Source organism: Pseudomonas sp. CFII64, assembly GCF_000416235.1.
Lineage (GTDB): Bacteria > Pseudomonadota > Gammaproteobacteria > Pseudomonadales > Pseudomonadaceae > Aquipseudomonas.
Genome location: NZ_ATLO01000031.1, coordinates 1 through 20,235, shown reverse-complemented (window position 1 = coordinate 20,235; position 20,235 = coordinate 1). Strand labels below are relative to the sequence as shown.

At 57.7% G+C, this 20,235-nt stretch carries 22 protein-coding genes; 4 read left to right on the top strand and 18 right to left on the bottom strand.

The window, feature by feature from the left end; all coding sequences use genetic code 11:
• Nucleotides 1-636 precede the first annotated feature (636 nt).
• The 10 genes from CFII64_RS14290 to CFII64_RS14245 all read right to left on the bottom strand — a co-directional run bounded on the left by CFII64_RS14290 (nt 637) and on the right by CFII64_RS14245 (nt 9,801).
• On the bottom strand, nt 637-1,455 hold the full coding sequence (locus CFII64_RS14290) for a transglutaminase family protein (protein ID WP_020291502.1): 819 nt from the start codon (nt 1,453-1,455) through the stop codon (nt 637-639).
• Nucleotides 1,452-2,411: an alpha-E domain-containing protein gene (locus CFII64_RS14285; protein ID WP_020291501.1), complete on the bottom strand. Its 960-nt coding sequence runs from the start codon at nt 2,409-2,411 to the stop codon at nt 1,452-1,454. The genes CFII64_RS14290 and CFII64_RS14285 overlap by 4 nt, the downstream gene beginning before the upstream one ends.
• Before the next feature lie 12 nt (nt 2,412-2,423).
• Complete coding sequence (locus tag CFII64_RS14280) at nt 2,424-3,833, bottom strand: circularly permuted type 2 ATP-grasp protein (RefSeq protein ID WP_020291500.1); 1,410 nt, start codon at nt 3,831-3,833, stop codon at nt 2,424-2,426.
• A 477-nt stretch (nt 3,834-4,310) separates the two neighbouring features.
• Complete coding sequence (locus CFII64_RS14275; protein ID WP_020291499.1) at nt 4,311-4,664, bottom strand: ribonuclease E inhibitor RraB; 354 nt, start codon at nt 4,662-4,664, stop codon at nt 4,311-4,313.
• 247 nt (nt 4,665-4,911) lie between these two features.
• The gene (locus tag CFII64_RS14270; RefSeq protein ID WP_020291498.1) at nt 4,912-5,148 is read right to left on the bottom strand and encodes a hypothetical protein; all 237 of its coding nucleotides are present in this window, start codon (nt 5,146-5,148) and stop codon (nt 4,912-4,914) included.
• A 181-nt stretch (nt 5,149-5,329) separates the two neighbouring features.
• Complete coding sequence (locus CFII64_RS14265; protein WP_020291497.1) at nt 5,330-7,423, bottom strand: LTA synthase family protein; 2,094 nt, start codon at nt 7,421-7,423, stop codon at nt 5,330-5,332.
• A gap of 267 nt (nt 7,424-7,690) precedes the next feature.
• Nucleotides 7,691-8,023 (bottom strand): hypothetical protein, encoded by a 333-nt coding sequence (locus CFII64_RS14260; RefSeq protein ID WP_156883189.1) that lies wholly within the window; start codon nt 8,021-8,023, stop codon nt 7,691-7,693.
• Between the two features lie 138 nt (nt 8,024-8,161).
• A complete protein-coding gene (locus tag CFII64_RS14255; RefSeq protein WP_020291493.1) occupies nt 8,162-8,413 on the bottom strand; it encodes a helix-turn-helix domain-containing protein in 252 nt (83 codons plus the stop codon).
• 125 nt (nt 8,414-8,538) lie between these two features.
• Nucleotides 8,539-9,399: a polyamine aminopropyltransferase gene (gene speE / locus CFII64_RS14250; protein ID WP_020291492.1), complete on the bottom strand. Its 861-nt coding sequence runs from the start codon at nt 9,397-9,399 to the stop codon at nt 8,539-8,541.
• Nucleotides 9,400-9,609: 210 nt separating this feature from the next.
• Nucleotides 9,610-9,801, bottom strand: a complete 192-nt coding sequence (locus CFII64_RS14245) for a PLDc N-terminal domain-containing protein (protein WP_020291491.1) — start codon at nt 9,799-9,801, stop codon at nt 9,610-9,612.
• 159 nt (nt 9,802-9,960) lie between these two features.
• Here CFII64_RS14245 and CFII64_RS14240 point away from each other — a divergent pair, with 159 nt between their 5' ends.
• Entirely contained in the window at nt 9,961-10,887 is a 927-nt protein-coding gene (locus tag CFII64_RS14240; RefSeq protein WP_044901393.1) for a ZIP family metal transporter, read from the top strand.
• Here CFII64_RS14240 and CFII64_RS14235 read toward each other — a convergent pair whose 3' ends face one another.
• Nucleotides 10,888-11,412, bottom strand: coding sequence for a hypothetical protein (locus tag CFII64_RS14235; RefSeq protein WP_020291489.1), 525 nt, complete (start codon nt 11,410-11,412; stop codon nt 10,888-10,890).
• Between the two features lie 101 nt (nt 11,413-11,513).
• A complete protein-coding gene (locus CFII64_RS14230; protein ID WP_020291488.1) occupies nt 11,514-12,050 on the bottom strand; it encodes an ankyrin repeat domain-containing protein in 537 nt (178 codons plus the stop codon).
• Between the two features lie 450 nt (nt 12,051-12,500).
• Between CFII64_RS14230 and CFII64_RS14225 the strand changes: the two genes are divergently transcribed.
• On the top strand, nt 12,501-12,779 hold the full coding sequence (locus CFII64_RS14225; RefSeq protein WP_020291487.1) for a DUF3509 domain-containing protein: 279 nt from the start codon (nt 12,501-12,503) through the stop codon (nt 12,777-12,779).
• 138 nt (nt 12,780-12,917) lie between these two features.
• Here CFII64_RS14225 and CFII64_RS14220 read toward each other — a convergent pair whose 3' ends face one another.
• The 6 genes from CFII64_RS14220 to aroC all read right to left on the bottom strand — a co-directional run bounded on the left by CFII64_RS14220 (nt 12,918) and on the right by aroC (nt 18,131).
• Nucleotides 12,918-13,640 (bottom strand): LuxR family transcriptional regulator, encoded by a 723-nt coding sequence (locus tag CFII64_RS14220; RefSeq protein WP_020291486.1) that lies wholly within the window; start codon nt 13,638-13,640, stop codon nt 12,918-12,920.
• Between the two features lie 265 nt (nt 13,641-13,905).
• Nucleotides 13,906-14,589: an acireductone synthase gene (mtnC, locus tag CFII64_RS14215; protein WP_020291485.1), complete on the bottom strand. Its 684-nt coding sequence runs from the start codon at nt 14,587-14,589 to the stop codon at nt 13,906-13,908.
• Between the two features lie 12 nt (nt 14,590-14,601).
• Nucleotides 14,602-15,150: an acireductone dioxygenase gene (locus CFII64_RS14210; protein ID WP_020291484.1), complete on the bottom strand. Its 549-nt coding sequence runs from the start codon at nt 15,148-15,150 to the stop codon at nt 14,602-14,604.
• A gap of 78 nt (nt 15,151-15,228) precedes the next feature.
• Nucleotides 15,229-15,843 carry a methylthioribulose 1-phosphate dehydratase gene (locus tag CFII64_RS14205; protein WP_020291483.1) on the bottom strand — a complete coding sequence of 205 codons (615 nt, stop codon included), beginning with the start codon at nt 15,841-15,843 and terminating at the stop codon, nt 15,229-15,231.
• Nucleotides 15,840-17,033 carry an MFS transporter gene (locus CFII64_RS14200; protein ID WP_020291482.1) on the bottom strand — a complete coding sequence of 398 codons (1,194 nt, stop codon included), beginning with the start codon at nt 17,031-17,033 and terminating at the stop codon, nt 15,840-15,842. The genes CFII64_RS14205 and CFII64_RS14200 overlap by 4 nt, the downstream gene beginning before the upstream one ends.
• 6 nt (nt 17,034-17,039) lie before the next feature.
• Nucleotides 17,040-18,131 carry a chorismate synthase gene (gene aroC / locus CFII64_RS14195; RefSeq protein WP_020291481.1) on the bottom strand — a complete coding sequence of 364 codons (1,092 nt, stop codon included), beginning with the start codon at nt 18,129-18,131 and terminating at the stop codon, nt 17,040-17,042.
• A gap of 160 nt (nt 18,132-18,291) precedes the next feature.
• On the opposite strand from aroC, the gene CFII64_RS14190 reads away from it, so the two are divergent.
• Entirely contained in the window at nt 18,292-19,251 is a 960-nt protein-coding gene (locus CFII64_RS14190) for an alpha/beta hydrolase (protein ID WP_052026631.1), read from the top strand.
• A gap of 127 nt (nt 19,252-19,378) precedes the next feature.
• On the top strand, nt 19,379-20,176 hold the full coding sequence (locus tag CFII64_RS14185) for a hypothetical protein (RefSeq protein WP_020291479.1): 798 nt from the start codon (nt 19,379-19,381) through the stop codon (nt 20,174-20,176).
• Nucleotides 20,177-20,235 lie beyond the last annotated feature (59 nt).

Below are 20,235 nucleotides of genomic sequence, written 5' to 3'. Positions count from 1 at the left end.
AGGTAGTCCGAAAGCGTCTAGCTGGCTAGCGTCCGCTGGATATACGAAGTTCATAGACGTTTTTAAGATGAAAGTCCTAGCCGGTTATACGTAATAGTTCTAAATGGCATAGCACCTGGACTCTAAGGTTAAGTCTGTAGCAATGGGCGCCACAACAATCAAGACCAGCGCCTCGGTTGACGGCAAGCTTGCCGCACCAGTTGCTCAACGCAATCACCTTTGCCAGCTGCCCGAACATTCAATAACGAATTCGGTGAGCTTTTGTAGCTCTGGAATAACAAAAAAGGCAGACAGCCATGTTCAAGCATTCAAAATTCCGTCAGGCCGGACTTATCGTCTTCGCCACTACACTGCTTCTCATCCTGCCGAATATGACCCGTCTATTCGGCTGATGGTCGCGTATTGCATCGCAAGCCGCGCCTTTTGAGCGGGTTTTCGAACCGAGCACACCCGTGCCAGCCTTTCTATTCGAATGAATGGAGGCTAGCGTGTGTGCAAAGGGTTGAGGTTGACGCTGAGTGCGGCTGCGGGAAGTGTCCCGTTGTGGGAGAGTCTGGATTGTTCTGCCACATGGCACAGCGGATGATTTCAAGCCTCCAACGGTGATTCAGTGACCAGCCGTTGGAGTAAGTGGCTCTACTGATGCTGCGCCTGCATCATGATTTTCGGCGCGTCGACCATTGGTGACACCAGGACTTTGGCGTGCATCTGCTCGCTGCCGCCACCACGGCGCATGCCGCGCACCGGGCAGGCATCCAGGTAATCCAGCCCCACTGCCAGTTTCAGGTGGCGTTCCGGGATGGCCAATTCGTTGGTTACGTCGAAACTGTACCAGGCGTCATCGATCCACGCCTCGGCCCAGGCATGGCTGGCCAGGTGTTCGCTGTCTTCGCTATACAAGTAACCCGACGCATAACGCGCCGGAATCCCCAGGCTGCGCGCACAGGCCAGAAACGCGTGCGTGTGGTCCTGACAGACACCGGTGCGACCGGCGAACGCCTGAACCGCGCAGGTATCGACTTCGGTAGAACCCGGCGTGTAAGTGATGTGCTGATTCAGCGCGTGCATCAGGTCGATCAGCGCACTGCGATCTTTACGCTTGCGGCATTGTCTGGCAGCAAAGGTGCGGATCGCTTCGTCGGGTTCAGTCAGACGCGTGAAACGCAGGAACGGCAGCGGCGACTGGCTTTCGTGCTCAGCCTCGCGCTTCTCGTCGATCTCGACCTGGCCGCGGGCACCGATGATGATCGCTTCATGGGGCTCGTCCATGGTCAGCACGTGCAGGATATTGCCGAACGGATCCACTTGCGCACGCACCGGGCGCGGCAGGGTCAGTTGCCAGCTGAGCACTTGCTGGCGCTCGCTGTCGTGTGGCGTCAGACGTAAATACTGGATACTGGCGCGGACCTGATCCTCGTAGTGATAGGTGGTCTCGTGGCTAACTGAAAGTCTCATGCAGCCTCCAGATAAGAAGTGTGTATGGCGTTACCCAATTGGGCTACCAATGGAATGAATTCGTTCAACCACTCGTGCAGGCCTTCCTCCAGTATTTCGTCGATCCCGGTATAGCGCAGGCGTGCATCAAGTTCCGCCGCCAGACGCTGGGCGGGACGCCCGTTGGCCCCCGGCAGGCTGGCAAGGATCAGGTCGAGCTCTTCCAGACAGGCGCTCAGCGAACGCGGAATGTCCGGGCGCAGCAACAGCAATTCGGCGACTTGCCGCGCGCCGGGTGCATCGCGGTACAGCTCGGTGTACGCCTCGAACGACGACAGCGCACGCAGCAACGCGCTCCACTGGTAATACCCATGGGCAGAGCTGTCGGAAACCTGATGGGTATCGCGACCACGCAGCTCAAGCATTTCGTAGCGCGCATCCAGCAGGCGAAGCGTGTTGTCGGCGCGTTCGATGAAAGTGCCCAGACGAATGAAACGGAAGGCATCGTGGCGCATGATGGTGCCGTAAGTGGCGCCGCGAAACAGGTGCGAGCGTTCCTTGACCCACTCGCAGAAGCGGCTCATGCCATAACGGCTCAAGCCTTGCTCAGCGATACCGCGAATTTCCAGCCAGGTTGCGTTGATGTTTTCCCACATATCGGCGGTGATTCGCCCACGAACCGCATGGGCGCTGGCCCGCGCGGCACCCAGACAGCTGTAGATGCTGGCCGGGTTGCTCGCATCCAGAGCGAAAAAATGCAGCAAGCGCTCGGCGTGCAGCTCGCCGTGGCGCTCAAGATAATGGTCCAGCGTGCCGGTAATCAGCAACGGCATGGCCAGTTCATCCAGCCCGTCGCCCCGCCCGTCCTGAGGCATCAGTGACAGCGAGTAGCTGACGTCGAGCATGCGCGCGAGATTCTCCGCTCGCTCCAGATAACGCGACATCCAGTATAAATCCGAGGCAGTTCTACTTAGCATTGGCAGGCATCCTTAATCCTCAACCACCCAGGTGTCTTTGGTTCCGCCACCTTGCGACGAGTTCACCACGAGCGAGCCTTCACGCAGCGCAACCCGGGTCAGCCCGCCGGGTACGACGCGGGTTTCACGGCCGGACAGGACAAATGGACGCAAGTCGATGTGGCGCGGGGCAATACCGTTCTCGACAAAGGTCGGGCAGGTCGACAGGCACAGCGTGGGCTGGGCGATATAAGCGTGGGGCTTGGCTTTGATTCTGGCCCGGAACGACTCGATTTCCGCAGCGGTCGATGCAGGTCCCACCAACATGCCGTAGCCACCGGAACCCTGGGTTTCCTTGACGACCAGATCGCCAAGATTAGCCAGCACATGAGACAGCTCTTCCGGCTTGCGGCACTGGAAAGTCGGCACGTTCTTGAGGATCGGCTCTTCATCCAGATAGAAACGAATCATGTCGGTCACATACGGATAGACCGACTTGTCATCCGCCACGCCGGTACCGATGGCGTTGGCCAGCACGACATTGCCCGAACGATAGGCCGACAGCAGGCCAGGCACGCCGAGCATCGAATCGGGATTGAACGCCAGCGGATCCAGAAACGCGTCGTCCAGGCGGCGATAGATCACATCGACAGCCTTGGGACCATCGGTAGTGCGCATGAATACCCGATCATCACGCACGAACAGGTCAGCACCTTCGACCAACTCCACGCCCATCTCACGCGCCAGAAAGGCGTGTTCGAAAAAGGCGCTGTTGAAGCGGCCTGGCGTCAGCACCACGACACTTGGATTGTCGATCGGGCTTGAGCTTTTCAGGGTATCGAGCAGCAGGTTGGGATAATGATCGATCGGCGCAATGCGCTGCGCGGCGAACAGCTCCGGGAACAGTCGCATCATCATCTTGCGGTCTTCGAGCATGTAGCTCACCCCGCTCGGGGTCCGCAAGTTGTCTTCCAGTACGTAATACGTGCCGTCACCGTCACGCACCAGATCGACACCGGAGATATGCGAATACAGATCCCGGTGCAGATTCAGGCCTTGCATCGCTATCTGGTATTGCTCGTTGGCCAACACCTGCTCGGCGGGAATAATCCCGGCCTTGATGATGCGTTGCTCGTGATAAAGATCGGCGAGAAACATATTCAACGCTTTCACGCGCTGAATGCAGCCTCGCTCAACCACCCGCCACTCACTGGCAGGGATGCTGCGCGGAATCGTATCAAAAGGGATCAGGCGCTCTGTCCCCTGCTCGTCACCGTACAGCGTGAACGTGATCCCGGCGCGATGAAACAATAGGTCGGCTTCACGTCGACGCTGAGCCAGCAGCTCAGGCGGCGTTTCACCCAGCCAGCGGGCAAATTCCCGATAATGCGGGCGGACCAGGCCACCGGCATCGTACATCTCATCATAAAAGGTGCGGATCATGCCGTACTCCTTGTCACCACGGACACCAAGGGCCTTCGCAAGGCCCGTGCCATCGGCATAAACGCTTAAATATCAACTGGTTACATAAATACGCGAGGATGACCGCACCATTCCTGTGCAATATCCTTCCTAACCAATTCTCCTACGCCTCATTCGGAAGCGTCCTTCAACTACGAAAGCTATCACCAGCATAGCCAGAGTTGATTTCACGAGTCGATATTGTTTCCCGATAATCCCTTGCATCCGGGCGATCACTCATTTGGATGCCCTGTTTCAAGTCGTTGTCGAAAAACACCGCAGCGTTTGCAACAACCGAATTTTCGAACTTCCCTTTGAGCCACTCTCTTGAGTGGCTTTTTTTTGGCCTGCCCTTTGGTCAGCGGCACGGCGCATATTCGTTCAGCGTTCCAGAGTCCACAAACCAAAACCGGCCGAGCCCGAGGAGTGTTCCTCTGAGTCGACCGGTCGTTCAACGCACTAATGACATCTCATGCGTTGGGAGCCTCTGATTTCCTGTGTAACGCCCCAACCCTCGACTTCACCATCAAGCGCTTCGATTGCGGTCTGGAAGTCTTGCTCGAAATCACCGATTCCGTCGTAAGTGGCATACATGACCTTGCTCAACTGCAAATGCCACGCGCCGTCATCTCTGATGTTGATCTGGGTATTAAAGGATTCGCCACGAAATCGTCCCGCAGCCTGCCGTGCCCGCTCCTCATCCGGGAAAATGGCATAAAACTCGATAGGGTGAATACGCGCAAAATCAAAACCGCCCTCTTTCATGCGGCGCAGTACGTTACTGCTGATGTCCTCTTGATAGGCTGTGCTCATGAAACGTCCTCCTATGCAACGATAGATAGAGTTTCAACGCTCCCCGAATGACGCTCCGACCGGAGTTCGTCACACGGCAGACACTCTGCCGCGCGGGAATCAAGCATGTAGCTGACAAGGCCACGCCTGCTGGGCAGGCGAGGCATCGACATGACGAGGCTGGAGAAACGCTTCACCAGCCTCAATTGCAGAGTAACCCCATCATCGGCGTTATGCCAATTCGGGGCGGGGGATTTTTTTCAGGCGCTCAGGATGCTTCGGTGATGGAGATGATCTGCACCGCATTCTGGTCTTTCAAGGATTTCACGGCAGGCTCGGCCGTGCGACCTTCGAGGTCATTCAGGTCAAGTTCATCGGCCACAGGGAACAAGATCGGTCGCAGCCGACGAGCCACCTCCTCTTCGCTGGGACGCTGTTCGGCATCCAGATCCAGGCTTTGCTGCACACCATCTTTATCCAGATACGAAATGGTCCACTGTTTCATCGATGTCTCCTCAGCAGCCGAAAACGCGGCTTACCTGATCTTGACCTTTTGGGGTGGTCATTCGTTCAAACGAGTTAGCCGGATAAACCCGCCAAAACCTAGCGCTGGTTACGGATCCAGACGGGAGCCGAAAATGCAAAAAGCCCCTGGAACAGGGGCTTTTCGTGTCGCAACCGAGCGATCAGTTCTTGTTCTTGCTTGCCTCTACGCCAGCAGTGTTATCCAAAAGGCTCTTGGTTGCGGTTTGCAGGAAGCTATCAAGCTTGTTACGCAGTTCCTGGGTGTCGGGCGCATCCGGGATGACCTCGGCATGAGGTGTCCGACCCAATGTGTACGACAGTACTTTCGGGTCCATGTCCTTGGGTTCGATCAGGATCCGGTCGCCGGTCACCAGCGCGACGGTCTGCTCGCTGCCCGACGGCTTGATCACGCCAAAACCCTTGTCGCCTTGCGGCAGGTTCAGCAAGTCGCGACCCCAGCACTGGTTGCGGTTTTCCCCGCCCAGGCGACCCATGATGGTCGGTACGATATCGATCTGGGTGCCGACGATGCTGCTGCGCTGGCCAAATTTCTGCTGCACGCCCGGACCAATCATCAGCATTGGCACGTTGAAACGGCCCAGGTCCATCTCGGTGATTTGCTGGTTGTTGCCAAAACCGTGGTCGCCGACAACGATGAACAGCGTTTCCTTGTAGTACGGCTCTTTCTTGGCCTTCTCGAAGAACTGCCCGAGTGCCCAGTCGGAGTAGCGCATGGCAGTCATGTGTTCGTTCAGTGAGCCCTGATCCGTCACGCGCTCAACCGGCAGATCGGCTGGCAGTGCGTACGGCGTGTGGTTCGACAAGGTTTGCAACAAGGCATAGAACGGCTTGCCGTTTTCGCCCCGAGTCTTCAGTTCCTGAGCGCCACGATCAAACATGTCCTGGTCGGAAACACCCCAGGTTGGATCGGAGAACACCGGATTGACGAAGTCATTGCGACCAATGAAGTTGGTCATGCCCTGATTGCTGAAGAAACCCGACTGGTTGTCCCAGGCAAAGTCGCCGTTATAGACGTAAACGTCGTCGTAACCACGGGCGCTGAGCAATTGCGGCAAACCCGACAGCTTATGACTGCCTTCCGGCGTCTGCATCAGGTATTCGAAACCCGGCAGGTTCGGGAAGCACGCCATGGTGGCGAACATGCCTTGGTGAGTGTGCGTCCCGTTGGAGAAGAACCGGTCGAACAGCAGGCCTTCCTTGGACAGCTTGTCGAAGTACGGTGTGATATTCGCCTCGTCGCCCAGCGCGCCGGTCGAGTGGCCAGCGAAACTCTCCATCAGGATGATCACGACGTTCTTGATCGGCAGGGTATTTTCTGCGGGCGGCATGGAATCGCGACGCACTGCCGCGATCTCTGGATCGACCAGTTTGTCGTGGGACGTGAGCAACATGTCACGTACGGTCTGCTGCGCCTGAGGCTGCGGCAGAGTCGCCTTCCAGATGTTGTCGCGATCTTCCGACATGCGGCTTTTCGCAGCAGCGATCAGGGTCAGAGTACCGTTCAGGCCCAGCGTGTTGGCGAAGTTCGATTCGGTGGTGTAAGCATCGCCCCAACGCAGCGGCGGGCCTTGACGCAACGTGCCACGAGCCGCGACAACCGCAATCAGCAGGCAAACCACGAAGACACCGATCCGGGCATACCATGGGGCAATCGAGCGTTGGCTCGAAGTGCCGCCAGCCACGGAGCGACGCGGCCGGGTGGCGCGATCCACACCTTTGAACACCAGGCTCAACAACCAGGTGACGAAAGCCCAGGCCAACAGATAGCGAACCACCGGGAAGCCGTACCACAACATGCTCAGGACGGTCTTCGGATCTTCCTTGACGTACTGGAACACCAGGCCGTTCAGGCGCTGGTGAAACTCGCGATAGAAGTCCATCTCCATCAGGCCAAAGAACAGCGTCAGGCTGGCGACCAGTGTCAGCCAGAAACGAAAGAACCCGCGCATCGCCATGATTCGTGCACTGAACAGCGCCAGAATCAGGGGAATAAGCAGGTAAACCGTCAGCCGCAGGTCAAAGCGCATGCCGTTGAGCATCGCTTCGACAAATGCCGATGCCGGCGTGTCGCCGATCATTTCCCGGTTGTAGACCAGCAGTGCAATACGCAGCAGCGTATAGAGCACCATCAGGACCAAGCCGCTTAACAGCGTGTACGCCAGATGCGATTTGACGGTAGGTTGCATCGAGCGCGACGAGGCGGGCTGATGACTCAGGGCGTCCGTTATGGCCATGTCGTTCTAGGATCCGTTGGATTCAAAAAGGGGTTCAAAAGTCTGTGCGCCAAGCGACGTTTTCACATCAAGCAAACCGCGGGGGGCAAATCTTACGTGATCATTCACTGATAAACACCGATGGCTGTACGATGTTTCATCTTGAACCGTACGAAATCGGCGGCATCATCGCTCTGCAATCAGGGTTCACAGCCAATAACGCATTATTAAGCGCGGCAGATTTTCAGCGACATAACGTGAAAATTTCGTCGTTCATGGCGTCAGGATTCAGCTGAAAGACTGGCTGTAAAGGCTCAGGCTGTACTCGATTGCCTCGAAAACGCCTGGCGCGTCACTGGCAAATTCGGCGTTGTCGCGTAACGACGCCTGCACCGCCGCGATCAGCTTTTGCAAGCGTTGCCGGGGCTTGACGACATCACAGACCTGCGCCAGGGCAATGATCCCCAATCGGGAGGCGAACAGGCTTTTCGACCCGTCGAGGCTCAGCGCCAGCGAATCCTCTTTTATGTAAGCAGTTGTGTTGACGATGTCGTAGGCCGGCGCCAAGGCGGCATCACGGCCCAAAGGGTCGCAACGCGTGGGCGCTGTAGACTGTGTCACGCACGGGCATGGTCAGGCTGATTTGCGTTCGCGGATCGGCAGCAATGCCCTAACGAAACAGGTAGTCCGCAGTATCTTGCGAAGACAGTTCGCCACTTTCGCCCTCTCGCGTAACGATGCGCACACGATCCAGGGCTTTCATCGAAAGACCTCCTGCAACTCTTCAAACACAGGACGCCGTGCAGGAACAACTTGCAGCTCGGCACCCAGGGCGGCGAGGACTTTGGCATAAAAGTTGATAGAAACCGTGGGGCTGCCCTTTTCGATTTCAGCGAGCTTTTGCCGGGTAACGCCGGAGCGTGCGGCCAGCTCGACCAGCGTCAGGCCGCGTGCCTTGCGCATGTTTGCGATCTGCTGGGCCAGCCGATCGACAACAAGAACAGTGTCCATGGTTATGCCTGCGTAACATTTCAGTAAAAATGTAATGTATACGTAACATGGACACTCGACAACTGAATGTTACGTGTACATAACTTTTCCGATGAAATGTTATGTGCACGCAACTTGTTAAACGATCAGTCGTTGCTAGGCTTGTTGACTGCCTGCAGCACGTATTGCGGCAGGGCGAACGCGCCGATGTGGACTTCCGGGTTGTAATAACGGGTCAAGATGCCGCTGCCTGCGAAACGCTGACGCAAGGTTTCCAGCGGCAGTTTGCGATAGGCCGTGTTGGTCGCGCCCCAGGCGAAGGTCATGGCGCCGCCGATGTAAGTAGGGATTGCGGCCTGATAGAAATGCCAGTCAGCAAACAATCCGCGCATCCGTCCGGCGGTGGTCTGGACGCCGCTCAGCTGCATGAAAGGCGTGCCGTTCTGGGTGACCAGAATGCCGCCTTCGTTCAGGCAGCGATGGCAGGCCTGATAGAAATTCTCCGAGAACAGCACTTCGCCCGGACCAATCGGGTCCGTGGAGTCGGAAATGATCACGTCGAATTTTTCTTCGGTGGTGGCGACAAAGCGCATGCCGTCATCAATCACCAGATTCAGGCGTGGATCTTCGAACGCACCCTTGGAGTGGTTCGGCAGAAACTCTTTGCACATCTCGACCACGGTGCCGTCGATTTCAACCATGGTGATGTGCTCGACACTGCGGTGCTTGGCCACTTCCCGCAACATGCCGCCATCGCCACCGCCGATGATCAACACCCGGCGGGCAGCGCCGTGGGCCAGGATCGGCACGTGAGTCAGCATCTCGTGGTAGATGAACTCATCGGCTTCAGTGGTCTGAATCACGCCATCCAGAGCCATGACACGGCCCATGCGCGGGTTCTGGAAGATCACCAGGTGCTGATGCTCGGTGCGCACTTCGTGCAGCAGTTTTTCCATGCGAAAACGCTGGCCATAACCTTCGTACAACGTTTCTTGATAATCGCTCATGGGTAAGTCCCTGATAAATGCGGATGGCAGGACGGCAGGCCGCCCATAAGAATGGCGCGCATTCTACGTCGAGGAACATGACAGGTCGAACCTCGATTGCCCCATGCCGCTATCATCAGGCCAACCAAGCTGAAATCCACGCAAAAAAAAACGCCTGAATGCCGGGGAGCAATCAAGCGTATTGATGCAGAGCCAGATCAGCGTTACCGATCAGATCCGCACATTGCCGCGCGGACCGGCGATAGCCCAGATGATCAGCCCCAGCACCGGCAGCAGCGCAATCAGCAATACCCAGAGGATCTTCATCCCGGTTTCGGCACCACTTTTCAGAACGTTGATGATGGCCCAGATATCGAGGGCAAGAATGATCAGCCCTACCAAACCATTGAAAGTGGAACCCATGGTGTCGCTCCTGATTGTTCCGAATGAATACATGCCTGCTTAGGATAGTCGCAGTCTTCAAGGGTTCCGTTGAACCATCGGCATATTTTCAGGCTCCGACTTGATATGTAAGGCATATCGGCGCAAATTTTTTACTAACTCCGCAAAGGTCAGGCACTCATGCAAACTCCCGCACAACCGCGAACGTTGTGGGCGACATGGTTCGCTCAGGCACAATCAACGCCCTTGCTCAGTCTCAGTTTCCTGGTGGTGTTGCTGGTGGTGCTCGGGCTGCTGATCGCCAGTGGCTACAACGCTATCTACGGCACTAATCAGCAGAACCTGCATTACGCCTTGCTAGGCGGCACTGCTGGATTCGGCGCGACGGCATTGGGTGCGGTGATGGCCGTGGCAATGCGCGACATCAAGCAGCGCAGCCAGGACATCATGCTTGGTTTCGCGGCGGGCATGATGCTCGCGGCGAGTTCTTTTTCCCTGATCCTTCCCGGCCTGGCCGCTGCAAGAGAAGTCACCGGAAGCGGACCCTTTGCAGCCGCAACCGTAGTGTTGGGACTCGGACTGGGCGTGCTGTTGATGCTCGGCCTGGACAAATTCACCCCCCACGAACATGCAAGCGTCGGTCGTCAGGGGCCGCACTCCGAACGTATCAATCGGGTCTGGTTATTCGTCCTGGCAATCACCCTGCACAACCTCCCGGAAGGCATGGCCATCGGCGTCGGCTTCGCCAATGGCGACATGAATGTCGGCCTGCCGCTGGCGACCGCGATTTCGATTCAGGATATTCCGGAAGGCCTGGCGATTGCCCTGGCTTTGCGCGTCACCGGGCTTTCAGCTTTCAAAGCGATGCTGGTGGCGATCGGTTCGGGGCTGATGGAACCGATCGGTTCGCTGATCGGTTTGGGAATTTCCAGCGGCTTCGCCATCGCCTACCCGGTCAGCCTGGGGCTGGCAGCGGGCGCCATGTTGTTCGTGGTATCCCATGAGGTCATTCCGGAAACCCACCGCAACGGCCATCAAACCCCGGCAACCCTGGGCTTGATGGGCGGTTTCGCGGTCATGATGTTTCTCGATACCGCGCTGGGTTGATCAGCTTGATGCCTTCAGCGCCTGCAGTGCAGGCGCTGCTTGGATGCCGACCGCAGCGCACAGCTCAAGCACGCGCGCCTGATCATTGCCATAGACCAGCACGGCCTGCAGCTCGTCATCCAGAGGCTGGCTGAAGTTCATCAGCACATAGCCGCCCATTTCCTTGTTCATGGCACCCAGCTGAATCTGGATCCGGTTGAGCGCGGTCAGCGGCTCGACTTTCGCCAATTGCCTGGGCTTGATGTTGAACGTGACGTCCGGCCCGAACGACTCGACGATTTGCGCGAACAGGTCCTCGTAGGTATCGGCCTGAAACAGCACGGTCTCTGGCAAGCTGCCCACCACCACCCACTCGCCCAATGCAATGGGGAAAGTCTCGTCGTAGTTGATGTCCGGATTAGCGGCCAGGAACGCCTGAGGATCGGCGTACGCCTGGGCCGCTTCGTCGGCGATGCGCTCGATATCCTGCTCGCCCATGCAACCCGAACTGATTTTGCCGATTAATTCGATAAGTTGATTCTTCATGGGGCGATCCTGATCACAAGCAAAAATAAAGGCGCGAAGGATAACGGCAAATCCTGCGCGCCTCTATATCAGTTGGGCAGATCAGTTCAGCTCATTGGCATTCAGTCGGCGAGTTTGCTCAATTGTGCGGCGGTATCTGCCGCGCCCATGGTTTGCGCAGCGGCCAACGGAGTTACGCCTTTGGCGTCCCGCACGTGAGGATTAGCACCCTTGCTGATCAGGTAATCGACGATTTCCGTGCGATTGAACATGGCCGCCATCATCAATGCAGTGCGGCCGTCTGCTGAAGCGCCCTCCACGTCGGCGCCACCTTCAATGAGCAATTTAACGACCGCCATGTCGCCCTTGAACGCAGCACCCGCTACCGGACTCTGGCCGTTGTCGTTACGAATTTCAGGATCGGCCTGGTGTTTGAGCAACACCTGAACGGCGTCCTGATGGCCGTGATAGCTGGCCAGCATCAACAACGTGTCGCCTTTGTGGTTACGCAGGTTCGGTGTCAGGCCTTTTTCAAGAAGCTTGTCGAGCATGACCGCATCGCCACGGCGGGCCACGTCAAACACCTGCTCGGCGAATTCGAGGGCTTCGTCATCAGTCATCCGTACAGGTTCGGAAGGTGTCATCGTTGGATCTGACATCAAGTATCTCCTCGCAGGCGGTTCGCACGCGGCATCAATAAGTTTCAGGGCAGCTGTCTGGTAATGACCGCAACTGTGCGCAGCCGTTCGAATCGGGTCAAGGCAAAGCCGCCTATCAAGGTCATTGATAAATAGACGGAATAGTTTTCTGGCGGGCTCGAATAATTCCCGAAAAACGTGGTCAGAGCGTGCAGGTGTATTCGCACCTTCAGCCGGTTCTGCCAGAACCCGGATTTTCGCTTAAGTTCCACACGTGCCCCGCCCGACCGTGAAAAAACCCGCAAAATGCAGGATGCACGATGGGCCTTCATGCAAATTGCACGAGCCGCGAAAAGTCATAAATTTGTAAGTCATTGATTTTAAAAGACTAAAATTATATCCAAATACTGGCACAGTCACTGCACTAGTAATTCCAAGCTTGTTATCCCATGAGCAATGGAGCCGCTAGACATGACTTTTATTCAAGAAAAATTCGCTTCCGTCTTTTCCGAATTCGACGTAACCACTCAGGCCCGCCCTGACGGTGGTGTACTTCTTTCTTTGCGTAACAGTGAAGGCAAACAGATCCGTCGCTCCGTGTCCTATGCGCAGCTCCACACTCCGGTTCAGCTGGAATGGGTAATCAGCGCCATTCGCCGCGACCTCGCAGCACAAGCCAGCGAACTGCCGGCTATCTCGATGCTGCAAAGCCAACACCGTTTTGATTTGCCGACTTACCACACTCGCTGAGTATTGGTCAGGCCGACTGCACGATTCACGCTGTACTGATTCACCCGCTCTCTCATCCTTTGTTTTTTTGCCGCGACTGCCGAAAGGCTTTCGCGGCTTTTTTTTGGCGTAGGACCGGCTTTAGCCGGTCCTACGGGCCTACTTGATAATCCCTTGGGACAAAGCCTCCCCTACCGCCTGCGCGCGATTGGAAACGCCCAGTTTGTTGTAAATGCTCTTCAGGTGATACTTCACGGTTGGCGCGGCTATTTGCCGGATCGATGCAATCTCGGAAGTGGTCTTGCCTTCCCTGACCCATTCCAATACTTCAATCTCCTTCTCGCTAAGCCCTCTGGATCGTAATTTTGCGCCTCTGCCCACCATGTGCAGGACCGGCACCAGACTGGACAGCAAGTATTTATCCGCACCGGTGAGGCTTCTGGTCAAACCGTTTAGCGAGCAGATAGAGGTCACGCCCTGAAAGCCCTGACCCTGGTGGCTATAGCCATAAGAACAACCTGGATTCAGCTGATGACTGGCAACGGCCTCGCTGTAGGTGCTCGACGGCGGATCTAACTGGAATGCCTGGCGCCAGTCGAGAAATCCCAGTTGCTCCCGGTAATACCTGACCACCGGATCTTCCAGCAGCATTCGGTTGCGGCGGTACATATGCCGCCAGTTGCTGTCGACATTGGACGTCACAATGGTCAGCAGCATCGAACCCCGGAACTGATAAAACAGTGCCCGTTCGCAATTACATTGGCGTCGCAACCAGATCAATGCACTTTCAATCGCAAACTCGCTGTCCAGCTCGGTAATGCTGCTGACCATTTGCTGGATGAGCGGATCGAGATTCGCGTTTCGTGACTTGGCAGTTTCCATCGTGGCTAGCTCCTTATCCAGCCGGCCACTGTTTTATGGTGTTCAAGCAATATTGATCGGCGATGGCTGGATGGGCAAAAACTACACGAATAAACGCGCTGAAAAGCCAAAGCGGAAACAAACAGTCATCGCCGACTTATATCAAGGCTGCGTCCCACAGCGCATTCAGAAAAGACTGACTAAAGTTCTGCGGATAACTAACGAGGCAGGCGATTTTACTGACGGCAGTCGCGGTTGCGGCCCGCGACTTCCGGGGGAAAAGCAATCAGAAGCGGGTCAGATCAATCACGGCGAAACTGGCAACGTTGCTGTGCCCGACCAGTTCCCCACCATTACGAAGCAGGCCACAGGTCTGCATACCGGCAGCCTGTGCGGCGTCCAGCTCCTCGACGATGTCGGACAGAAACACGATTTGCTCGGGAGGCAAGCCGATGGCGGCGGTAATATTCTTGTAGGACTGCGGATCGCGCTTGGCGCCGGAAGTGGTATCGAAATAGCCACTGAACAGCCCGGACAAATCGCCCGCCTCAGAACAGCCGAAAATCAGTTGCTGCGCCTGAATCGACCCGGACGAATAAACGTACAGCGCGTAGCCTTCCTGATACCAGCGCCTGAGTGCTTCCACGGCGTCGGGATAGACGTGACCCTTGAGCTGACCGGCCTTGTAGCCCTGCTCCCAGACCATACCTTGCAACGCTTTGAGCGGCGTGGCTTTGCGGTCCTCGGCGATCCATTGCAGCAGGATTTCGACAACCTGCTCCACCGAAGCATCCGGCTCGTTGCTGTCGGCGCGCACCGCTTGCAACTGCGCGGCAACGGCAGGCTCGGTGGCGTGCTGGAGCACGAAGTCCGGCAGATGTTTCGCGGCGAAAGGGAACAGCACTTCCAGGACAAAACTTACGGCGCTGGTAGTGCCTTCGATATCGGTCAGGACAGCTTTAATCGTCATCGGTATCCGGTCCTATAAATCGTCGAGCTGGGGAAAGCTGCGGGCGATGCTTTCGCCGGTGAAGTTGGCGACCCAGCCTTCCGGATTGTTGAACAGGCGAATGGCCACGAAATGCGGGTTCTCGCCCATGTCGAACCAATGCCGGGTGCCCGCCGGAACGGAGATCAGGTCGTTCTTTTCGCACAGTACGGCATAGACATAGTCGTCGATGTGCAACGTAAACAGCCCACGACCAGCAACGAAAAATCTTACTTCGTCTTCCCCATGACGATGTTCGTCGAGGAATTTGGCGCGCAGTTCGGCTTTTTGCGGATGGTCACTGTTGAGGCTGATCACGTCGACAGTGACATAGCCCCGTTCGGTCATCAGCTTGTCGATCTGCACCCGATAGGCACTGATGACTTCTTCCTGGGTGGCACCGGGCGTAATGGGCGTGGCCGCCTGCCAACGATCAAAACCGACGCCGTGTTCGGCCAGGGTCGAGGCGATGTCTTCGACGTGGGTCAGGACTTTGTTGGGCTGGTCAGGGCTGGACTCGTGATAAACGAACAGGCTGCTCATGGGGCAATTCCTCGGTTTTTGGTGAACCCTGCGGCGGATTTTAATAATGAGAACGCCAGGCCGCTGCGGGTAAATCTGTTATCGATTCAATATCGCCAGGGTTTTCAGCTCGCATTCAAACAGAAACTCGAACGCTTCGATCTGACGCAACGCATCGCTCATTCGCGCACCCCAGGTATACAGACCGTGGCCGCGAATCAGATAACCGGCGCAGTCTGGATGGGCATCGAGCCAGGGCTGGACCCTGGCGGCCAGTCGGGCGATGTCCTGATCGTTGTCGAAGATCGGCACCACAACCCGGGATTCATGAGTGACGACGCCGCTGAAGGCCTTTTGCAGCTCGTAGTCCTCGAACACCAGATGATCGGCAGCGGTGAGACGAGACAATACCGTAGCGTTCACCGAATGGGTGTGCAGCACCGCGCCGACGTCCGGCCTGCAGCTGTAAAGCTGAGTATGCAGCAGGGTTTCCGCTGAAGGCTTCTTGCCCGGTTCCAGGCTGATGCCGGCCAGGTCGGTCGCCAACACGTCGTCCGGCCCCAGCTCGCCCTTGTGCTTGCCGGAAACGGTCAGCAGCACTTCGGTGGCGCTCAGTCGCGCGGAATAATTGCTGCTGGTGGCGGGCGACCAGCCCCGCGCATATAAAAAGCGCCCGGCGTTAATAATTGCCTGGCTTAGCTGTTCGCGGCTCATGCGCGCTCCTCTTTCATTCTTGATCCTGTGATGACGGCGGCGGCCAATGCCGCAATGCCGGCGATGCTGAACGTCCAGCCCGGGCCCAGCAGATTCCAGCTGTAGCCTGCATACAAAGCCCCCAACGCGCCGCCGGTGCCGGACAACGCCGCATAAAGCGCCTGACCCTGACCTTGTTGTTGCGGCCCGAAACTACGTTGCACGAAATGAATGGCAGCGGCGTGAAAACTGCCGAACGTCGCTGCATGCATGAGTTGAGCAACCAGCAGCACGCCTAAATATTCGGCAAAACTTCCCAGCAACACCCAGCGCAATGCTGCCAGCAGGAAACTCGCCAGCAACACCTGACGCACAGTAAAACGCTTCAGCATCCGGCTCATGGCCATGAACATCAGCACTTCAGCCACCACGCCCACGGACCAGAGCAGACCGATGATGCCGCGACTGTAACCCAGGCTTTCGAGGTGCAGGGTCAGGAAGGTGTAATACGGGCCGTGGCTCAACTGCATCAGCCCGACGCTGACATAAAACGCCAGCACCCCGGGCCGGGTCAGTTGCCGGAAAAAACCTCCGGCGCCCAGGCGCGCGGCCGAAAGCACCGGCTGGGCATTGGGCACCCACCAACTGCTGGCGACAATACCGAGCAGGATCACCAGCAAAGCCTGGGGATAAAGGTCGAGGCTGAACCCTTCAAAAAGCCTGCCCAAGGCGACCACGGCGAGAATGAAGCCCACTGAACCCCAGAGGCGAATCTGGCTGTAGCGTGAAGTTTGCCCTTGCAGGTGCGCCAGGGTAATGACTTCGAACTGCGGTAATACTGCGTGCCAGAAGAAGGCGTGCAACGCCATGACCATCGCCAGCCAGGCATAGCTTTTGTCGAACAGAATCAGCGAAAACGTCAGCAGCGTGCAGACTGCGCCGAAGCGCACGATGGTCAGGCGGCGTCCGGTGTAATCGCCGAGCCAGCCCCAGATATTGGGCGCGATACAGCGCATCAGCATGGGGATTGCCACCAGCTCGCCAATCCGCGCGCTGGAGAAACCCAGGTGATGAAAATACAGCGCCAGATACGGCGCCGTGGAGCCGAGCAAGGCGAAGTAGAACAGGTAGAAACTGGATAGCCGCCAATACGGCAGCGGCCCGGCCGAAACTGGCGCCACGCTAGCAGGCTGCGCTGGCAGCGGCGCCATTGATCATCAGAGCTGACCCAGCACAGGCGTGCTGACCTGCACACCGGCGTTTTGCCCGCGATGGCGCAGCAAGTGGTCCAGCAACACGATGGCCATCATCGCCTCGGCAATCGGCGTGGCGCGAATGCCGACGCACGGGTCATGACGACCCTTGGTGATCACATCCACCGGATTGCCGTTGACGTCGATGGAACGTCCCGGCGTGGTGATGCTGGAAGTCGGCTTCAGCGCCAGATGCGCAACAATGGGTTGCCCGGAAGAAATGCCGCCCAGAATGCCGCCGGCATTGTTGGAGAGGAAACCTTCAGGTGTCAGTTCGTCGCGATGCTCGGTGCCGCGTTGGGCGACACAGGCAAAACCGGCGCCGATCTCGACGCCCTTGACGGCATTGATGCTCATCAGCGCGTGGGCCAGCTCGGCATCCAGACGATCAAAGATCGGCTCGCCCAGCCCCGGCATCACGCCTTCGGCGACCACGGTAATCTTCGCGCCGACTGAATCCTGATCGCGACGCAGCTGGTCCATATAGGCTTCCAGCTCCGGGACTTTGTCCGGGTCGGGGCAGAAAAAGGCGTTGTCCTCAACCGAGTCCCAGGTTTTGAACGGAATGTCGATCGGGCCCAGCTGGCTCATGTAACCGCGCACCACGATGCCCAGGCTCGCCAGGTATTTCTTGGCGATGGCGCCGGCCGCGACGCGCATGGCGGTTTCCCGCGCCGAGCTGCGACCGCCGCCACGGTAGTCGCGAATGCCATATTTATGGTGATAGGTGTAATCGGCATGGGCCGGGCGGAACAGGTCCTGAATCGCCGAATAGTCCTTGGACTTCTGATCGGTGTTGCGAATCAGCAAGCCAATGGACGCCCCTGTGGTCTTGCCTTCGAAGACACCTGAGAGGATTTCCACCTCGTCGGCTTCCTGACGCTGGGTGGTGTGACGGCTGGTGCCGGGCTTGCGCCGGTCGAGGTCACGTTGCAGGTCTTGCAGCGACAGCTCAAGGCCCGGCGGGCAGCCGTCAACGATAGCAACCAGCGCCGGGCCATGGCTTTCGCCAGCGGTGGTGACAGTGAACAGCTTGCCGAAAGTGTTGCCGGACATGCGGGCGCTCCGAGAAGTCAGCGAAAAAAGCGAGATCGAGAAAAACCAGATCAATAAAAACCAGGCGCGCCAGTATACGCAGGCTGGTCGTGTAGTTCATCCTCGAACCTTATTCGTCTGGCCGCGTCCAATCGGCACCCAAACAGATAGTGGCCCAACGATGTTAAGAGTTATTGCCTTGATACTTCCCTTGCTCACCGGGCTTGCCTACGCTGGCGAACCAGTTGTCCTGCAACGTCCGATCAGTCTCGACACCGGTTCCGGTGAACTGTTTGGCACCTTGCTGCTGCCCAAATCCGCAGCGCCAGTGCCGGTGGTACTGATCATTGCAGGCTCCGGCCCGACGGACAGAGACGGCAACAACCCCGATGGTGGGCGCAACGACAGCATGAAACGTCTGGCGCGCATCCTCGCCAAACACAATATTGCCAGCGTGCGTTACGACAAGCGCGGGATCGCCGCCAGCAAACCGGCCACACCGGACGAACGCAACCTGAGCATCGAAGGCTATGTGGCGGATGCCGAGGCCTGGGGTCGCAAGCTCAAGGCTGATCCACGCCTGGGCCAGTTGATTTTGCTGGGCCACAGCGAAGGCGCGCTGGTTGCCTCGCTGGCTGCCGAGAAAGCCGGCGCCGCTGCCGTGATTTCCGTGGCCGGCACCGGTCGCCCGGTTGACCAGGTGCTGCGCGAACAGCTTCAGTACCGTCTGCCGCCTGCGCTGCTGGCGCGCAGCAATCAGCTGATCGATGAAATCAAGGCCGGCAAGACCGACGACGATGTGCCCGCCGAGCTGGAGGTGGTATTTCGGCCCAGCGTGCAGCCGTACCTGACCTCGCTGTTCCGCCAGGATCCGGCCGCTGCCTTCGGCAAGTTGCAGGTTCCGGCGCTGATCATTCAGGGGCGTCACGACATCCAGGTCGGCGTGGGCGACGCGCAGCTTTTGCAGCAAGCCAAGCCTGATGCTGAACTGGCTTTGATCGATGGCATGAACCACGTGCTGCGCATCGTGCCCAACGACATCAAACGCCAGCTGGCCTCGTACAAAGATCCGCAGTTGCCGCTGGCCAGCGAATTGACCACGCGCATTCTGCGTTTCATCGCCGCCCTGCCCGCCGCTTGAGCACTTTTGACGCCATTACACGCGAAACACCCTTCAGGACTGGCAAAAACGGCCGATAGGGTGCTACTGGCAGCGTGTTTGCATAACTGTGCTGGCGACATAGTGATCTTGGACAGGATCGGCGGAAATGACTGAAACGAATGCTCTGAACACTGTTGCGGAAAAAACCGACACTGCTGAGGTACCGGCGGTGGCGCAGCCGTGGGAAGAGGTTCAGCCGGAAACCTTCCTGATGTTGCGGTTGGCACCGCTGCCGACTGACCGGGCGACCGGCGCCCGCCCACTGCGCTTCGTCCAGTTCGGTCGCGCCGAACGCCACAGCAAGGAGCTGAGCCTGCTGCGCCTGGCCATCCAGCTGCCAGGACAACGGGTCCGGCGCGAACAAAATCATCTGGACGTGTGGGTCGATCACGAAAAGCGCCTGGTCCGTATGGGCCCTGATTCCGGCCTGCAGATCGAACCGTGGAATCGCGGCATCGGTCGCTTCCTGGCCGCCCAAGGCATTCTTTGGGCGCAGAAAAAATGGTCCACCTACAAGATTGAAAGCGTAGCCCTGGCCAGCAAAGACGGCCTGAACGAAGACACCCGACTGCGCCGCGACCACTTTTTGCGTACCCAGGGCTTTGAAGTCGCCTACGCCGATGCCCAGCATATGAAAGGCAGCGTCAAGGATGTCCAGGTCGGCAATCTGCACAGCACCTGGAATATCGAAAAAATTCAGATCATCGAAATCCTCGAAGCCTCGCAAATGCTGGAGAACGCCGAGAAAAAAATGATCGAGCAGGAAGTGCTGATACGCCAGCACGAAGACCGGGTGAGCAAATACAAGCGTGAGGACAGCGGCTTGCGCTTCACGATTGCCTGCCTGGTGACCTTCGCGGTATTCCAGGCAGGGTTGCTGATCTGGATTGCGACGCATCGGTGACCGGCATTCATTAATGCCGCAGCTGTGCTGGCTCGGTAGGACCGGACTTGTCCGGGAAG

What these genes read in the sequence shown, in the direction of transcription:
- CFII64_RS14290 (WP_020291502.1), bottom strand. Translation starts at nt 1,455, where the DNA reads ATGAGACTTTCAGTTAGCCACGAGACCACCTATCACTACGAGGATCAG.
- CFII64_RS14285 (WP_020291501.1), bottom strand. Translation starts at nt 2,411, where the DNA reads ATGCTAAGTAGAACTGCCTCGGATTTATACTGGATGTCGCGTTATCTG.
- CFII64_RS14280 (WP_020291500.1), bottom strand. Translation starts at nt 3,833, where the DNA reads ATGATCCGCACCTTTTATGATGAGATGTACGATGCCGGTGGCCTGGTC.
- CFII64_RS14275 (WP_020291499.1), bottom strand. Translation starts at nt 4,664, where the DNA reads ATGAGCACAGCCTATCAAGAGGACATCAGCAGTAACGTACTGCGCCGC.
- CFII64_RS14270 (WP_020291498.1), bottom strand. Translation starts at nt 5,148, where the DNA reads ATGAAACAGTGGACCATTTCGTATCTGGATAAAGATGGTGTGCAGCAA.
- CFII64_RS14265 (WP_020291497.1), bottom strand. Translation starts at nt 7,423, where the DNA reads ATGGCCATAACGGACGCCCTGAGTCATCAGCCCGCCTCGTCGCGCTCG.
- CFII64_RS14255 (WP_020291493.1), bottom strand. Translation starts at nt 8,413, where the DNA reads ATGGACACTGTTCTTGTTGTCGATCGGCTGGCCCAGCAGATCGCAAAC.
- speE (WP_020291492.1), bottom strand. Translation starts at nt 9,399, where the DNA reads ATGAGCGATTATCAAGAAACGTTGTACGAAGGTTATGGCCAGCGTTTT.
- CFII64_RS14245 (WP_020291491.1), bottom strand. Translation starts at nt 9,801, where the DNA reads ATGGGTTCCACTTTCAATGGTTTGGTAGGGCTGATCATTCTTGCCCTC.
- CFII64_RS14240 (WP_044901393.1), top strand. Translation starts at nt 9,961, where the DNA reads ATGCAAACTCCCGCACAACCGCGAACGTTGTGGGCGACATGGTTCGCT.
- CFII64_RS14235 (WP_020291489.1), bottom strand. Translation starts at nt 11,412, where the DNA reads ATGAAGAATCAACTTATCGAATTAATCGGCAAAATCAGTTCGGGTTGC.
- CFII64_RS14230 (WP_020291488.1), bottom strand. Translation starts at nt 12,050, where the DNA reads ATGTCAGATCCAACGATGACACCTTCCGAACCTGTACGGATGACTGAT.
- CFII64_RS14225 (WP_020291487.1), top strand. Translation starts at nt 12,501, where the DNA reads ATGACTTTTATTCAAGAAAAATTCGCTTCCGTCTTTTCCGAATTCGAC.
- CFII64_RS14220 (WP_020291486.1), bottom strand. Translation starts at nt 13,640, where the DNA reads ATGGAAACTGCCAAGTCACGAAACGCGAATCTCGATCCGCTCATCCAG.
- mtnC (WP_020291485.1), bottom strand. Translation starts at nt 14,589, where the DNA reads ATGACGATTAAAGCTGTCCTGACCGATATCGAAGGCACTACCAGCGCC.
- CFII64_RS14210 (WP_020291484.1), bottom strand. Translation starts at nt 15,150, where the DNA reads ATGAGCAGCCTGTTCGTTTATCACGAGTCCAGCCCTGACCAGCCCAAC.
- CFII64_RS14205 (WP_020291483.1), bottom strand. Translation starts at nt 15,843, where the DNA reads ATGAGCCGCGAACAGCTAAGCCAGGCAATTATTAACGCCGGGCGCTTT.
- CFII64_RS14200 (WP_020291482.1), bottom strand. Translation starts at nt 17,033, where the DNA reads ATGGCGCCGCTGCCAGCGCAGCCTGCTAGCGTGGCGCCAGTTTCGGCC.
- aroC (WP_020291481.1), bottom strand. Translation starts at nt 18,131, where the DNA reads ATGTCCGGCAACACTTTCGGCAAGCTGTTCACTGTCACCACCGCTGGC.
- CFII64_RS14190 (WP_052026631.1), top strand. Translation starts at nt 18,292, where the DNA reads ATGTTAAGAGTTATTGCCTTGATACTTCCCTTGCTCACCGGGCTTGCC.
- CFII64_RS14185 (WP_020291479.1), top strand. Translation starts at nt 19,379, where the DNA reads ATGACTGAAACGAATGCTCTGAACACTGTTGCGGAAAAAACCGACACT.